The 16,113-nt window shown below is 70.4% G+C and carries 10 protein-coding genes; 7 read left to right on the top strand and 3 right to left on the bottom strand.

Going from position 1 to position 16,113, the window contains the following annotated elements:
- Positions 1-47: 47 nt before the first annotated feature.
- Positions 48-1,253, bottom strand: coding sequence for a serine/threonine-protein kinase (locus tag OV427_RS21820; RefSeq protein ID WP_267858075.1), 1,206 nt, complete (start codon positions 1,251-1,253; stop codon positions 48-50).
- Positions 1,254-1,523: 270 nt separating this feature from the next.
- On the opposite strand from OV427_RS21820, the gene OV427_RS21825 reads away from it, so the two are divergent.
- Both OV427_RS21825 and OV427_RS21830 read left to right on the top strand, forming a co-directional pair.
- The gene (locus OV427_RS21825; RefSeq protein WP_267858076.1) at positions 1,524-1,919 is read left to right on the top strand and encodes a helix-turn-helix domain-containing protein; all 396 of its coding nucleotides are present in this window, start codon (positions 1,524-1,526) and stop codon (positions 1,917-1,919) included.
- Between the two features lie 51 nt (positions 1,920-1,970).
- Entirely contained in the window at positions 1,971-2,405 is a 435-nt protein-coding gene (locus OV427_RS21830; RefSeq protein WP_267858077.1) for a helix-turn-helix domain-containing protein, read from the top strand.
- A gap of 55 nt (positions 2,406-2,460) precedes the next feature.
- On the opposite strand, the gene OV427_RS21835 is transcribed toward OV427_RS21830, so the two are convergent.
- A complete protein-coding gene (locus OV427_RS21835; protein ID WP_267858078.1) occupies positions 2,461-4,275 on the bottom strand; it encodes a DUF4215 domain-containing protein in 1,815 nt (604 codons plus the stop codon).
- Positions 4,276-4,643: 368 nt separating this feature from the next.
- Here OV427_RS21835 and OV427_RS21840 point away from each other — a divergent pair, with 368 nt between their 5' ends.
- From OV427_RS21840 to OV427_RS21860, 5 genes are all read left to right on the top strand, one after another.
- The gene (locus tag OV427_RS21840) at positions 4,644-5,447 is read left to right on the top strand and encodes a hypothetical protein (RefSeq protein ID WP_267858079.1); all 804 of its coding nucleotides are present in this window, start codon (positions 4,644-4,646) and stop codon (positions 5,445-5,447) included.
- Between the two features lie 234 nt (positions 5,448-5,681).
- A complete protein-coding gene (locus tag OV427_RS21845; protein WP_267858080.1) occupies positions 5,682-6,902 on the top strand; it encodes a GAF domain-containing sensor histidine kinase in 1,221 nt (406 codons plus the stop codon).
- Positions 6,903-6,960: 58 nt separating this feature from the next.
- Positions 6,961-7,338: a response regulator gene (locus OV427_RS21850; protein WP_267858081.1), complete on the top strand. Its 378-nt coding sequence runs from the start codon at positions 6,961-6,963 to the stop codon at positions 7,336-7,338.
- Complete coding sequence (locus OV427_RS21855) at positions 7,335-9,887, top strand: ATP-binding protein (RefSeq protein WP_267858082.1); 2,553 nt, start codon at positions 7,335-7,337, stop codon at positions 9,885-9,887. Before OV427_RS21850 ends, OV427_RS21855 begins: the two co-directional genes overlap by 4 nt.
- A 10-nt stretch (positions 9,888-9,897) precedes the next feature.
- Positions 9,898-11,928: a response regulator gene (locus tag OV427_RS21860; RefSeq protein WP_267858083.1), complete on the top strand. Its 2,031-nt coding sequence runs from the start codon at positions 9,898-9,900 to the stop codon at positions 11,926-11,928.
- A 14-nt stretch (positions 11,929-11,942) separates the two neighbouring features.
- Here OV427_RS21860 and OV427_RS21865 read toward each other — a convergent pair whose 3' ends face one another.
- Positions 11,943-15,956, bottom strand: coding sequence for a tetratricopeptide repeat protein (locus tag OV427_RS21865; protein WP_267858084.1), 4,014 nt, complete (start codon positions 15,954-15,956; stop codon positions 11,943-11,945).
- Between the last annotated feature and the right edge of the window lie 157 nt (positions 15,957-16,113).

The raw sequence follows: 16,113 nt of genomic DNA on the forward strand, positions 1-16,113 counted from the left end.
GAGGAGGAAGGGGCTACGGCACTTCCGTGAACTTCACACCGGTGCGCTCAGCGTCGGCGCCGCGACCGCAGCGCGGCCAGTCCCCGTCGCAAGCTGCTCAGCCGCTTCCGCAGCCACACCTGCCACAGCGACGGCTTCACGGCCTCCACGTCCCCAGGCTCCGTGCGAGGCGTGCGTCGCCGGGACGGTGGCGGCGTGTCCGTGTCCCAGTCCCCACCGTGCCGCTCCGGAGCGCGCATCCAGCGGCGGAGCTCGCGCGCGTCCTCGTCGCCGTCGAAGAGCTCCTCGGCCTCCTCGGTGATGGCGTCCTGGAGCGGGCGCGGCGGGAAGAGGGGCTCGTCCCACGACGCATCCGCCGTCTCCAGCGCCGCGCTCAGCGCGCCGTACAGCTCCGCGCCCGTGAGGTAGCGGCCCTCGGCGCGCTTGTGCAGCAGTCGCAGGGCGATGGGGTCCAGCGCCGGGGGAGCACGCGGGTTGACCACCGAAGGAGGCTTCGGCTCCGAGGACTCGATGCTGGCCAGCAGCGCGGTGGGTGGCAGGTTGGCCGGGTAGGGGAAGCCGCCGGTGAGCACCTCATAGAGCACGAGCCCCAGCGAGTAGAGGTCATCCGTGGGCTCGAAGCGGTAGCGCGAGCCAGACTCGCGCGGCCCCGTCCAGAAGCGCAGCGCCTCCGGGCTGCGGTAGCTGGGCGTGCCGGGCGGCAGGCTGCTCTCGGTAATCGCGGCCGAGCACGCGTGGTCTCCCGAGCCGAAGTCCACCAGCACCGGCTGCCCGTCCGACGCGCGGATGAGGATGTTGCTGCCCTTGATGTCGCGGTGGAGCACGCCCTCGCGGTGGATGGCGTCGAGCGTGAGCGCCACCTGCGAGAACACCTCCGTCACGCGCCGGGCCGTGGGGCTCGAGCGCCGGGACCACTCGGACAGCGTGGGGCCCTCCACGTAGTCCAGGATGAGCACCATGTAGCCGTCGTGCGCATCCGGCCAGCGCCGGTAGCCCAGCAGCTCCACCACGTTGGGGTGCTCCAGGCGCATGAGGACGTTGGCTTCCTTCTTCGTGCGGGCGTCCACGCGGGCCTCGTCGTCCAGTGAGGGCCCCTGCAGCGCGAACTTGAGCGCCACGGGTCGGTGGGTCTCCGACTCGGCGAGGAAGATGGCGCCATAGCCGCCGGTGGCCAGCCTCCGGATGATGCGGAAGGCGCCGATCTCCTCCGAGCTGCGCAACAGCAGCGGGTGCACGTCCTGGGTGGAGTTCATGGCGCGTGCCTCCCGAGCCCGGTGCGCGGGCGTCCCCGGGAAGGGTGGTCCGGAAGCGTTCCTCTCCCCGCACGCGGGGCGTCAGCGGGAGGATGTTGGAGGTCCAGCATGCGTCTGAAAGTGGGGGCGGATGGCATCGTACGTGGCATGGAGATTCAACCTCTGAGGTCCATAGCACGCGGGCCGCCTCTTCGGGTAGTCTCCTGCCTTGGACGGTAGGGTTCCGGACATGGGACGTGACGGTTCCCATCAGGGAGAGGCGCGAGGACGATGAACGAGGAACTGGCCATCACCGTGGGGGCCGCCGCGCGGGCCGCGCGGGTGAGGCTCGGGCTGACCCAGGCGGACGTGGCCGAGCGCGTGGGCATCGCCATGGAGGTCTACAGCCGCATGGAGCGCGGCAAGGTGCTGCCCAGCGTCACCACGCTGCGCAGGCTGTGCCAGGTGCTGCGCATCGGCGCGGACACGCTCCTGGGCCTGGAGGTCGAGGCGCGGGTGGATGCCCCGGTAGAGGAGGCCCCCGTCACCACTGCCTCTGGAGAGGACCCGCCCCGCCTGCGCCGGATGGTGCGCGCGCTGCGAGCGCTGGACGCCGAGCAACTCCGCGCCGTGTCCCAGGTGGTCCACGGCGCGCTCGGCCTGCTGCGCCGGTCGTCGCTACCTTGAAGCCGGGCGGGAAACTTGCGTGGCCGGAAGCCCGTGCGACGCTCGTCTGCCATGCGTGAGCCTGTCGACCATAAGCTCGCGGTCCTCCTGGGAGCGGCCGCTCGCGAGGCCCGCACGCGCCTGGGCCTCACCCAGGGTGACGTGGCCGAGCGCATGGGCATGGCCATGGAGGTCTACAGCCGCATGGAGCGCGGGAAGATGCTGCCCCGTGCGCAGACGCTCCGGCGCCTCTGCGACGTGCTGCAGGTCTCCGCGGACACGCTGCTGGGCGTGGGCCGCACCGGCGCCCCGGTGCCGCTGGCGCCCCGCAGGTCGTCTCAAGAGGACCCGCTGGAGCTGCGCCGCATGACGCGCAAGCTCCGGGATTTGGAGCCCGCTCAGCTCCGCGCGGTGTCCCGGGTGGTGAACGCCGTCGTCACCGTGATGCCCCGTCCCAGTGCCGCGGTCGCCGCGCGCCCCGTCCGCAAGCGCCGCGCGACGGGGTAGGGGCCGCCCGCGGCTCCACTCCCGCGGGAGGGGAGCCTGGCGGGCGTCGTGACGCTCAGCCAATCTCGAGCTTGCAGACCGAGCTGCAGCCGTCGCGGCTGGTGGTGTTGCCGTCATCGCACTCCTCGCCGCCCTCTTCCTGGCGGATGCCGTCGCCGCAGCGCGGGCCCCACACGCAGCCGTGGGCGCACTGGCCGTAGCCGCCGTCATTCACGCCGTCGTCGCACTCCTCGCCCTTCGAGGTGTCGACGATGCCGTCGCCACAGGTGTTGATGCACACGGTGCGGCGGGTCTCGAAGTTGTTGAGGGTGAGCTTGTACGAGGAGCCGGAGGTGTGGCGCTCGGCCTGGAACACGACGACTTCGTAGATGCCGCCCACGCGCAGGCCCAGCTCGGAGGCCTTCTGGGACATGGTGATGGTGCCGTCCTGCGCGGGGTGCACGCCGCCCAGGTCCAGCGCCCGCTTCCCGTTGATGAACACCCACACGTCGTCGTCGCCGCGGAAGGTGAGCACCTCGGTGCCCTTGTACTCGAACCAGTAGCGGGCCTCGCTGGTGAAGCTGAAGTTGTGGTTGCCGTCGCGGGTGATTTCGTCGCCGGACGCCACCCAGCCCTTGTCGTCGAGCGGGAAGAAGGTCGGGTTGTCGAACAGGTACGAGCCGTTGGCCTGGCGGTTCAGTTCCAGCGTCCCGACGACGGGCTTGTTGACGTTGGCCACGTCCCGGTACCACTGGTCGAAGCTCTCCTTGCCGTGGGTGGAGCCGGAGCTCACGCCCTCCTTCGCGTACACGGGCTTGCCGTCGGCCCCGAGCGTCGTCGCGACGATGCCCGTCTCGGCGACGCTCGCGTTCTGGAAGTCGATGTGGCCGCGCGGCAGGCTGCTCGTCGCCTCCAGGTCATGGCCGCGGAAGTCGCGGTAGACAGTGGGGAGGGTGACCTTCGTCGGCGGGTCCTCCGTGATGACGGTGCAGGCAAAGCCGTCCTCCAGGCGGCACGTCGGCGAGCAGCCGTCGTTGGCGCGGGTGTTGCCGTCGTCGCACTCCTCGGCCGTGCTGTTGGGCAGCATCACCCCGTCGCCGCACACGGCCGTGCAGGTGCCGTCGGTGCATTCCGGCTCCTTCTTGCACTGGGGAGAGCAGCCATCTCCCATGTCGTGGACCTTGACGGGGCCGTCATCGCACTGCTCGGTGCCCTCCACGACGCCGTCGCCGCAGACGGTGGCCTGGCAGCGCTGGCCGAGGTCGGGGCACTTGTAGCCCTCCTCCAGGCGGCACTGCGCGCTGCATCCGTCGTTCGCGGCGGTGTTGCCGTCCTCGCACTCCTCGTCACCGGCGATGATGCCGTCGTTGCACGCCGCCGCACGGCAGCGCCCACCGGACTGCGGGCAGTTGTAGCCGGGCTCCACGGTGCATGTGCCGCTGCAGCCGTCGTTGGAGGAGAGGTTGCGGTCGTCGCATGCCTCGGGCGCCTCGACGTGGCCGTTGCCACAGGCGCCAGTGCCCGCATCCGTCCCCGCGTCCGTGCCCGCATCGGTGCCGGGGTCGGTCCCCGCGTCCGTGCCCGCATCGGTGCCGGGGTCGGTCCCCGCGTCCGTCCCCGCATCGGTGCCAGCGTCACTCCCTGCGTCCTGGCCAGCATCGGTGCCAGGGTCGGTCCCTGCGTCCTGGCCCGCGTCGGCCCCCGCGTCCAGACCGGCATCGGTATCAGGTTGAGTCCCCGCATCGGTGCCGGCATCGCGCGTGGAGGCATCCTGCACGTCTGGGTTCGAGCCGCCGTCGGGCTCGCGGGAGCCGTCGTCCCCGCACGCCGTCAGGGAGATGGAGAGGCAGGCGAGCAGGATGCTCACGAGTCGCGCTGGCTGGGTCTTCATATGCGCCGGATGGTGAAGTCGGTCCGTGCGGAGTGTCAATTGCAACCTGATGGCGAAGCCTTCGTGAGGAGGCGGCTCCGGGACAGCACCTCCACCCCTCTCCCCATTCGCGGGCATGTGGGCTGGTACTGCGGCGCTCTCCCGGTGTGCGCGTCCGGGACGACGTCGAGACGGAGCCGGGCCCGGTCAGGCACCGCGCCTTCAGGAAACAGCCGACGGCCTGATGGCGCCGGACCTGCCCGGACTGCGCGTCGGGCCTGACGTCGAGCCTCTTCCGAGAAGAGCCGGACGGTGCGAAGGAGGGCGTTCCCGGAGGCGTTTCTGGCGTAGCCTGCCCGCGGCTCCAAGCCGGAGGGACCATGGGGTGGATGGATTGGTTGAAGCGCAAGCCCTCGAAGCAACTCGCGGACGGTGCGCAGGCGGGGCCGGTCGCCGCGCAGGACCTCTACGCGCCGCTGCGCGAGTTGATATTCGCGGATGAGTCGCTGGAAGGCGTGGCCCGCTTCGTCCTTCAGGAGGAGGCGTCCGGCACGCAAGCGAGGCCGTTGTGGACGCGCCTCGCGAAGGTGGCGGCCCAGGTCGCCCAGGGACAGCGGCGGCCCGCCATCGAGGAGCTGTACCGGTTGCTGGACGACGAAGGAGAGGACGCGCGCTCCTGCTTCCAGTTCTGGAACTACCTGCGGCAACTGGACGAGCAGCCCGGCCCGGCCGTCGCCACGCGCGTCCTGGGGCTGGTCATCGAGCACGCGAGGCAGGGCGGCCCGGAGATACTGTCCGCCTACTGGGACGGCACCGCGCGGATGCTGCCCGCGAGCGGAGACTTCCGGATGTACACGGAGCCGGCGCCCTTCATGGTGGCCGAGGTGCGGCGGTGGCTGCGGGTATGCAAGCCGCTGGCGGAAGGGGTGGAGCCGCTGAAGGGCCCGAGGCCGCCTCCGCCGTCCGGCTCCCGGGGCCGCATCACCGTGCTCACGCCCGGGGGTCTGCGCACGCGCGAGGCCGAGTGGGACGCGTTGTGGGAGGACGCGTTGTGCGGCCCGGTGCTGGAGATGGCGGGGGCGCTGTCCGAGCGCCTGGTGGCGGTGCTGGAGCAGAACGGGACGTGGCGCAGCGGCGTGGCGCCCTGGCCCCGGCGAGGAGGGCAGTACGCGGGCGGCTCGCAGGTGCATTGATGCGCTGGCGCCCCGTGCCTTGGCGTCGGAGGGTGCGCTGAAGTCGGAGGCGGCGCGGAGGCGTCTGGCGAGGACGGGACTCGGCTTGATTTCCGTCGATGGGCCATGACGCCCGGCGTCGCATTCGTTGACGACAACACCCTGCCTGCTCGCCCGACACCCCTCGGAGCGGGCCGCCGCTGGTCGCCCTCTCCCCATTCGCGGGCATGTGCGCTAGCACTGCGGCGCCCTCCCATGATTCCCCCCTCCCTACCCCCGGACGAGGCCCACCGCCTCCAGGCCCTGCGTGGCCTCTGCGTACTGGACACGCCGTCGGAGGAACGCTTCGACCGCATCGTCCGCACCGCGGCGAAGCTGTTCCGCGTGCCCATGGCCCTGGTGTCGCTGGTGGACGAGGGCCGGCAGTGGTTCAAGGCCCGCGTCGGCCTGGACGGCTCCGAGACGCCGCGCGAGCACTCCTTCTGCGGCCACGCCATCCTCGGCTCGAGCACCTTCGTGGTGCCGGATGCCGTGCGTGACGTGCGCTTCCACGACAATCCGTTCGTCATCGGCGAGCCCTTCGTCCGCTTCTACGCGGGCCACCCGGTGCGCGCCCCGGACGGCAGCCGCGTGGGCACCCTCTGCCTCATCGACTCGACGCCGCGCGAGTTCTCCGACGCGGAGCGCGCCGCGCTCGCGGACCTGGCGGCGTGGGTGGAGCTGGAGCTGGACGCCATCACCGTGCGCCTGGCCCACGAGGCCTTGCGCGAACAGCAGCGGCTGAAGACGGAGTTCATCTCCACGGTGAGCCATGAGCTGCGCACGCCGCTCACCTCCATCCGTGGCTCGCTGGGCCTGCTGACGGGCGGCGTGGCCGGACCGCTGCCCGGGCCGGTGGCGGAGATGGTGGACATCGCCCACAAGAACAGTGAGCGGCTCATCCGCCTCATCAACGACATCCTGGATCTGGACAAGGTGGAGGCCGGCAAGCTGGACCTCTACCTGGAGGTGGCGGACCTGGCGCCGCTGCTCCTCCATGCGGCGCAGGCGCACCAGGGCTATGCGGGCGAGTACGGCGTGCGGGTGGAGCTGGAGCTGGATGCGTCCGGCGCCCGGGCCCGGGTGGACGCGGACCGGCTGGAGCAGGTGCTGGCCAACCTCCTGTCCAACGCCATCAAGTTCTCCCCGCGAGGCGAGCCCGTCACCCTGCGCCTGTCCCGCCACGCGGGCCGGCTGCGCGTCAGCGTGGAGGACCGGGGGCCCGGCGTGCCCGAGGACTTCCGCGCCCGCATCTTCCAGAAGTTCGCCCAGGCGGACGGCTCGGACACCCGCAGGCGCGGTGGCACGGGCCTGGGGCTGAGCATCGCCCGTGCGTTGACCGAGCGGATGGGCGGCGCGCTGGACTTCACCTCCGCCCCGGGCGCCGGCACCACCTTCTGGTTCGACCTGCCCGAGTGTCCGCCGGAGGCGAAATGAATCCGGAAAACCGCCGCAGCCGTACCCCGACCCGCACCCCGGACCGAGGCCCGAATCCATGACCACGCTACGCAAGGTGATGCTCGTCGACGACGAGGATGACATCCGCACCATTGGCAACCTGAGCCTGAGCCGCGTCGGCGGCTGGCAGACGGTGCTGGCCGCGTCCGGCGCGGAGGCGCTGGAGAAGGCCGCCGCGGAGAAGCCGGACCTCATCCTGCTGGACGTGATGATGCCCGGTATGGACGGGCCCACGACGTTCGGCAGGCTGCGCGCCCAGGAGGCCACCGCGCACACGCCCATCATCTTCATGACGGCGAAAATCCAGAAGCAGGAGGTGGCGCGCTACCTGGAGCTGGGCGCGCTGGGCGTCATCGGCAAGCCGTTCGACCCGATGACGCTGCCGTCGGAGATTCGCAAGCTGGTGCCGGCATGAAGATGGGTTCGCGCCTGTCGAAGCGGTCGGTGATGCTGGCGGCGGGCGCGTTGGTGCTCCTGTGTGGCCTGTTCGTCGTCGGCCGCCCGTGGGAGGTGTCGCAGAACGACCGCTACCGCACCGCCCTGCGGCAGCTGCGCGTGGCCAGCGCCGAGCTGGAACTGGACGTGCTGCGCGCGCGCCAGGGGCTGCCGGAGGTGCACGGCTCGGGCAAGTCGGACTTCGCCGCGCTGCGGGCCCGTGCGGAGGCGCTGCGCGAGTTTCCCTCCTTCCTGACGGACGAGGACCGCCAGACGCTCACCGCGTCGCTGGACGCGTACCAGCGCGCGCTCGGGGATGCGGAAGTGCTGCTGGTCCGCAGCCGGGATGCGGACTCGCGAGGCGAGCGGCGCGAGGCGAACGCGGCCCTGCAGGCGCTGCTGGAGCGCACCGCGAGCGTGCAGGCGGAGCGGCTCATCACCACCTACCTCCAGCTCTACGAGCGGGCGCAGGGGCGCAACGAGCGCTCGCGCGTGGCCTTCTTCCTGGTGTCGCTGGCCCTGGGCGCGTACGTGGTGGTGGTGCTGGTGCGGCTGTCGCGCGCCACCACGGAGCTGGCCGCGTTCAACGAGGGGCTGGAGCGCCGGGTGGAGGAGCGCACCGCCGCGCTGTCCACGGCCAACGGCGAGCTGAGCGCGAGCGAGGCGCGCAAGGCGGCGATTCTGGAGGCGTCGGCGGACGGCATCCTCCTGGTGGATGGGGAGGGGCGCCTGCTGGAGGTGAACCCGTCCGCGGAGCGCACCCTGCGGCTGGAGCCCGGGCAGGGCGTGGGCCGGGACTTCCTGACGCTGGCGCTGCCCGCGTCGCTGCCGGCCGGAGAGCGGGAGCGCGTTGCCGCCGCGATGGACGCGCCCGCGGGTCGCTCCACCCGGCTGGAGTCACAGTGCCTGCGCGCGGACGGGGGAATGTTCCCCGCGGAGCTGACGCTGGCCCGCGTGCCCGGAGACGGGCCGCCGCGCTTCACCGTCTTCGTGCGCGACATCACCGAGCGCAAGGCGGTGGAGCGGATGAAGAACGAGTTCATCTCCACCGTGAGCCATGAATTGCGCACGCCGCTCACCTCCATCCGCGGCTCGCTGGGCCTCCTGGAGGGCGGCATCATGGGCGAGCTGCCCCCGCAGGCGCTGGACATGGTGCGCATCGCCCGCACCAACACCGAGCGCCTCATCCGGCTCATCAACGACATCCTCGACCTGGAGAAGATGGAGGCCGGCAAGCTGGAGCTGAAGCTGGCGCCGCTGGAGTGCGCGGAGTTGGTGGAGGCGACGCTCGCCGGTGTCCAGGGCATGGCGGACACGGCCGGGGTGACCCTGCGCTCGGAGGTGGAAGGCGCGCCGCGCGTGCGCGGAGACCGGGACAGGCTCATCCAGGTGCTGACCAACCTGGTGTCCAACGCGGTGAAGTTCTCTCCTCGGGGCTCGCCGGTGGTGGTGCGCGCGTGGGACGTGGAGGGCGGCCGGGTGCGCTTCAGCGTGGTGGACCAGGGGCCGGGGATTCCGCCCGAGCAGCGCAGCCGGCTCTTCGGGCGCTTCCAGCAACTGGACGGCTCGGACACGCGCTCCAAGGGAGGCACGGGGCTGGGGCTGGCGATTTCGCAGGCGATTGTGGACCAGCACGGCGGCCGCATCGAAGTGGAGAGCGAGGAGGGGAAGGGCTCCACCTTCACCTTCGCGCTGGACGCGATGAGGCCCGAGACGCACGCGGCGCCCGCGTCGGTGCCGCGCGACGAGTCCCGCCACAACGTGCTGGTGACGACGGCGGACACGGAGCTGTCCACGCTGCTGCGCGGGCTCTTGGCGGCGGAGGGCTACCGCGTGGTGCGTGCCGCCAACCTCGCGGAGGCGGCGAAGGCGCTGGACGAGTCGCTGCCGGACGCGCTGGTGGTGGACACGCAGATGCCGGACGGGCAGGCGCTGGAGTGGGTGCGGGGGCTGCGCGAGCAGCCGCGCACGCGGGAGCTGCCGGTGCTGGTGTTGTCCGGGCGCTCGTCCGAGGGCGAGGGCGTGGGCATGCCGATGTGGGTGGACTGGATGGCGAAGCCGCTGGAGGAGACGCGGCTGCTCAAGACGCTGCGCTACGCCATGCGGCAGCCCGGACAGGCGCGTGTGCTGGTGGTGGACGACGACGCCGCCACGAGGCGCGTGTTGTGCGCGCAGTTGGAGCGGCTGGGCGGCGTGCAGGTCTTCGAGGCGGCGGACGGCGAGAGCGCGGTGGAGCTCGCGCGCGAGACGACGCCGGACCTCATCGTCCTGGACGTGGGCCTGCCGAGGCTGGACGGCTTCGAGGTGGTGGACATCCTGCGCCAGGGCAAGGGGCGCACCACGCCGCTGATTGTGTTTACCGGCCGCGAGCTGTCCCGTACGGACCAGCGGCAACTGACGCTGGGAATCACCCGGCACCTCACGAAGGCGCGCTCCTCGGAGGACGAGCTGGTGTCCTCCGTGCGCGAGCTCCTCAACGGCCTGCTGTCGCGGCGAGATGCCGTGACGGCGGCGGCGAGAAAGGTCTGAAGGGTTTCATATGAGCAGCACTCAGACGCTCCTGTTCCTCGAGGACGACAAGGATTTGCAGTCGCTGGTGTGCACCTTCCTGCGGGAGAAGGGCTACCGCGTGGAGCCCGCGCGCACCGCCGCCGAGGCCATGGCCGTGCTCGCGCGCGTGCCGGTGGACGCGGCGATAGTGGACGGCCTGCTGCCGGGGATGACGGGCGCGGACTTCATCCGCGAGCTGCGCAAGACGCAGCCGGACCTGCCCATCCTCTTCGCGTCGGCCTTCTGGAAGGACCTGAAGAGCCACGAGCTGCTCACGCGGCAGCTGCGGGTGGCGCGCATCATCCACAAGCCGTACCGGCCGGAGGAGCTGCTCGTCTGGGTGGCGCAGCTCTTCGCGCCCGTCACGCCGCCGCCCCCGCCGCCCGAGGCGCTGGAAGAGGCGGACGCGGTGGCCGGGGACGACCTGGCCGCGAGCCTCGCCGCGCTGAACGCGGAGTACGGCGCGAGGCTGCGGGAGAAGGTGTCCGGGCTGGAGGCGCTGCTGGGCCGCGTGCGCGCGGGTGAGACGGAGGCGCTGGACGAGGCGTACACGGTTGTCCACAAGTTGCACGGCACGGCGGGCAGCTACGGCTACGCGGAGGTGAGCAGCGCGGCGGGCCGGCTGGAGCTGGTGCTGAAGCCGGCGCGCGAGGGAGGGGGGCTGGACGTGGGAGCGATGGAGGAGGCCTTCCGCGAGCTGGCGGCGAAGGCGGCGGTGTCGGTGAAGCCGGCGCCCGTGGCGAAGGCGCCGGGGCCGCTGCTGCCCACGGAGGGCGTGCTGCTGGTGGTGGACAGGGACGCGGCGGTGCTGGCGGAGGCGGAGCGGCTGGGGAAGGCGCACGTGGTGCGGGTGCTGACGGCGCGCACGGCGGACGAGGCGCTCGCGGTGGCTCGGCGGCAGTGGGTGGACGGAGTGCTGGTGCACATGCACCTGGACGGCCCGCTGGGTGGAATCACGGTGGCGCACGCGCTGCGAGCGGAGGAGGGGCTGGGGATGTTGCCGCTGGCCTTCACGGGGGCGGGAGGGGCGCTGGAGGACCGGGTGGCGGCGGCGCACGCGGGGGCGTCGTTGTTCCTGCCGAGGCCCTTCACGTCACAGGACTTCACGGCGGCAGCGGAGCGGATGGTGGCGGCGCGGCGTCCGGAGCGCGCGCGGGTGCTGGTGGTGGACGACGACCCGGAAGCGATTACGGCGCTGACGCACGCGCTGGCGAGCGACCACATCGAGGTGGTGGGGCTGGGGGACGCGCACGGGCTGATGGAGGCGCTGGCGGAGCACCGGCCGGATTTGCTGTTGCTGGACGTGCAGATGCCGGGGCCGAGCGGGTTCGATTTGTGCCGGATTCTGCGGTCGACGCCGGAGTGGCAGGAGCTGCCGGTGTTGTTGATTACGGCGCACGTGGGGCTGGAGTTCCGGCTGGCGGCGTTCCAGGCGGGGGCGGACGACTACCTGTCGAAGCCGGTGCTGCGCGAGGAGTTGAGGGCGCGCGTGCAGGCGAGGCTGGAGCGGGCGCGGCTGTCGAAGGAGCGCGCGGAGCGGGACGCGCTGACGGGGCTGCTGTTGAGGAGGCCGTTCATCGACGGGGTGAGGGCGCGGCTGGCGGAGGCGCAGCGGCAGAGCAAGCCGCTGGCGCTGTGCTTCCTGGACGTGGACCACTTCAAGCAGGTGAACGACAAGTACGGGCACCTGGCGGGAGACCGGGTGCTGACGCGGCTGGGTCGGCTGCTCGGGGCGAGGTTCCGTCGCGAGGACGTGCGGGGACGGTGGGGTGGAGAGGAGTTCGTGGTGGCGCTGCTGGGAGAGACGGCGGCGAGCGCGAAGGAGATTCTCTCGCGCACGGCGGCGGAGCTCGCGGGGATGACGTTCGAAGGAGACGCGGGCGAGTCCTTCCACATCACGTTCAGCGCGGGCATCTCCGTGTCATCGACGGACGGTGCCTCGGTGGAAGAGCTGCTGAAGACCGCGGATGCACGGCTGTACCGCGCCAAGGCGAACGGGCGGAACCGTATCGAGACGTGAGCGGCTTCAAGGTCTCACGATTCTGTGAGGCGCTTGAATGTGTCCATGCGCTCCTGGAGTTCGGGGGGAATGGGGCGCTTGAGGAGCTCATGGAGCTCCTTGGCGTGGGCCAGCATGACGCCGGTGTTGAGCTCCAAGGGCTTTGGAAAGCGCAGGAAGAATGGCCAGAGCGTCTCGATGGCTCCAATGACTGCGAGAACAGCCTCTTCCCGTCGGCCCAGGTCGTTCAGCCTGTTGCCCAGGTTGTTGAGGCTGGCGGCGAGGTCGGGCTGGAAGGCGTCCGGGTTGCGTGCCGTGAGGTCCCGGTAGAGGGACACGGCTTCCTCGGTGGCCGTCAGCGCCGCCTGCCGCTGGCCCAGTGCGCTCAGCATGGCGCCCAGGTTGTTGAGGCTGGTGGCGAGGGCGGGCTGGAAAGCGTCCGGGTTGCGTGCCGCGAGGCCCCGGCGGAGTGACACGGCTTCCTCGGTGGCCGTCAGCGCCGCCTGCCGCTGGCCCAGTGCGCTCAGCATGGTGCCCAGGTTGTTGAGGCTGGTGGCGAGGGCGGGCTGGAAGGCGTCCGGGTTGCGTGCCGCGAGGCCCCGGCGGAGTGACACGGCTTCCTCGGTGGCCGTCAGCGCCGCCTGCCGCTGGCCCAGTGCGCTCAGCATGGCGCCCAGGTTGTTGAGGCTGGTGGCGAGGTCGGGCTGGAAGGCGTCCGGGTTGCGTGCCGCGAGGCCCCGGCGGAGTGACACGGCTTCCTCGGTGGCCGTCAGCGCCGCCTGCCGCTGGCCCAGGTCGCTCAGCATGGTGCCCAGGTTGTTGAGGCTGGTGGCGAGGTCGGGCTGGAAGGCGTCCGGGTTGCGTGCCGCGAGGCCCCGGCGGAGTGACACGGCTTCCTCGGTGGCCGTCAGCGCCGCCTGCCGCTGGCCCAGGTCGCTCAGCATGGTGCCCAGGTTGTTGAGGCTCATGGCGAGGTCGGGCTGGAAGGCGTCCGGGTTGCGTGCCGCGAGGCCCCGGCGGAGTGACACGGCTTCCTCAGTGGCCGTCAGCGCCGCCTGCCGCTGGCCCAGGTCGCGCAGCCTGTTGCCCAGGTTGTTGAGGCTGGTGGCGAGGGCGGGCTGGAAGGCGTCCGGGTTGCGTGCCGCGAGGCCCCGGCGGAGTGACAAGGCTTCCTCGGTGGCCGTCAACGCCGCCTGCCGCTGGCCCAGGTCGCTCAGCATGTTGCCCAGGTTGTTGAGGCTGGTGGCGAGGGCGGGCTGGAAGGCGTCCGGGTTGCGTGCCGCGAGGCCCCGGCGGAGTGACACGGCTTCCTCGGTGGCCGTCAGCGCCGCCTGCCGCTGGCCCAGTGCGCTCAGCATGTTGCCCAGGTTGTTGAGGCTGGTGGCGAGGGCGGGCTGGAAGGCGTCCGGGTTGCGTGCCGTGAGGTCCCGGTAGAGGGACACGGCTTCCTCGGTGGTCGTCAGCGCCGCCTGCCGCCGGCCCAGTGCGCTTAGCCTATTGCCTAAATTGTTAAGAATCTCGGCGCGCTCAGCGCTTACCTTGTCGTTATCCGGAGCCGGAAGGGCCCGCAGACGTATACGGGTCGTCCATTCGGCAACCCGGTCAAGCGAGACTGTGGGGAAAGGAATACCCACTGCGTCAAGCCGGCGCGCGTGCTCGATGGTGCCCGCCGCTTCAAGCCTGTCAGCCAGAACATCACCCAGAGCGGAGAAGGCGGTTCGCTGTCCAACGGCCAGCGCAGCCTTCAATGAGAAGGCCGCGCGCTCGTCGAGCAGCGATCCTGCGAGCAGCCGTTCAATCCACGGCCGCGTCGACGCAGGCGATACCGCGGATACATGCCCCAGCACCCGCAGTCCCGTTCCGACGACTTGCTCACGCTCGTTTGACGAAAAGACCCGGTCTATCCAATCAGAAGGCACGCGCTCGTCAGACGAAGGACTGAAGGAAGCGACTCGCAGCACCATGGCTTCGCCGAGAAGGTCTGGTTCCAGAGGGGGCAGGAAGAGCACGGGACTTCCAGCACTGCGCTGGTAGACCCAGTGGAGCAGTCGCAACAAGACTGCGTCGTTCTCGGTCGCAGGACGCCGTAGGAGCCTACCGATGACGAGCTCCGCTTCCTCCTTCTCCGGAAACCCACCTCGGAGCGTGGCGGCGGCGACCACCTGGCGGGCCAGGGAGCGCTGCACCGCGTGCCCAACGTGGGCCTGTCCAGCACGCACCTCCCAGAAGTGTTCTTCATGGTCGAGGATGACATCCATGAGCGTGTTCGGCTCGAACGCCAATCCTTCTACCGACGCGAGCGCGGCCATGTGTACGTAGAGCACGCGATAGAAGCACTCGTCGCCGAGGAGCGTCTCCACGGGCCGTCGCACGTATGTCTTGCTCAGCTTCTCGGCGAACCTCTTCGCCGCTTCGTGGAACACCAGGACACGGTCGGCCAGGGAATTCGAGAGCGACGGCAGCTGGCGCACCGGCATCGAGTCGAGCCAGGTCGCCAGCGACGAGTCCCGCTCGCGCAGCGACTTCCACCAGTCACCGTTGTTCCGTGCAAGCAGCAGTAGACGAATCGGGCGTCGCTCTGCGGCACCCGGCTGTTGCGCGTACTGGTGCAGCCGCGAGAGCATCTCGTACAGCCTCGGGTGGCTCTCCGCGTAGTCGATCACCACCAGTAACGGCTGTCCAAGTGACCAGAGCCGTTCAAGCCAGTCCTGGGTGGCATCTCTGGAGACGCTCTCCGGCAGAAAACCTGCGGCCCACTCCAGCTCCCTGCGCCGACGTATCCACTCAATCGCTACGCGTGTCTTGCCCGCCCCACCCTCGGCATGAAGCAGTCGAACAGCGACAGAGGGACTCTCGTCGCACCACTGGTCGAGTTCCGCGAGGAGGGTCTCTCTCCCATGGAACGGTACGACCTCGTGGTGCGCATTGAGGAGCGCTGAAGGAGGTGCGTTCTCGGGAGGCGCACCGACGCTTCCCGTGATCAGAAGGTCATCAATTCCAGGGACTACCTCCGGGTCAAAGTGCTCGCGGAGGAACGCCATCAGGCACTCGGCCGACGACCGGGCCGCGTACTGCTTGAAGTGGTCATCACGCCCCGAGTTGGCGAAGTCCATCACGCTCTTCATCACCAACGCATCGAGCTTCCGGTGCGGCTGGGTATAGGCCATCGCTCCGACCGCGGCGGCTTCCATCTCCAGGCCCAGCGCCTTGCGCATGTACTCATTCACTTCGCCCCAATAGGCCACATCCTCGACGACCTGGCTGCCGCTGCCCATGGGCTCGAGATGGACGCGGAAGGGGAACAGCTCACCCGTGGGGGAAAGGTCAGGAAGGCGCCCCTTGTGCCGGAACAGGAGCGCCTTGACCCGCTTGCGTCCCTCGTCGGTGAGCTCCCCGCCGTCGGACACGTGGCCGGACTTCACGAGCGCGTCGACGACCTTCTCCCAGTGAGGGCAGTACTGCTCGCACTCCGGACGCGTCCATGGCTCCGAAACGCCTTCATGGAGCTTCATCAGCGCCCAGTTCTCCTGCCACTCGTAGGGTACCGGGCGGTTGTGCCACCACGCCTCGCCCTTCAAATACTTGAGGAAGTCGAAGTGCTTGAGGTCTTCCTTCCAGTCGTAGCGCAGGTTGTACGTCGTGAGGTCCTGCTGCACGCCCTCGGGGCGCCGCTTGCCCGTGTCATGGAAGAACAGCCTGTCAGGCGCGATGACATCGCCCAGGTTCGTCTTCCCGGGGCGTCCCGCGCAGACGCCGCACATCGCCACGCACCTCGGGTGGTACTCCTCGACCAGCGGCAGCAACGCGGAGGTTGCTTCCACCGCACCCATGCCGCCTGCCAGCGCCAACGCGACGCGCAGCGGGCGAGCCCCCTTCTTGCCGTGAAACGAGCGGAACGACACCCGGAGGCCGTTCGGGCGTCGCTCCTCCTCCCACTGACTCCCCGCGACTGCACCCGCGCTCACCTGAAGCGCCGCCTCGTACTCCAGCGGGATCGCCGTCAGGATGACCACATCGACGCGGCGCGAGCGCCCCCCATGCGTTGACATGCCCGACAGTGTACGGACCTGCATGAAGCCCCGACAATCACGTCAGGACCACGCCCGGCGTCCAACTCGACGTGGACTGCCGTCTCCATCTGGAAACACCCGAACGCCCAATCGCCGCTGCACCGCGCTCGCGACCCAGCAGGTACACACCTCGGCC

This window comes from Pyxidicoccus sp. MSG2 (assembly GCF_026626705.1).
Taxonomy (GTDB): Bacteria; Myxococcota; Myxococcia; order Myxococcales; family Myxococcaceae; genus Myxococcus.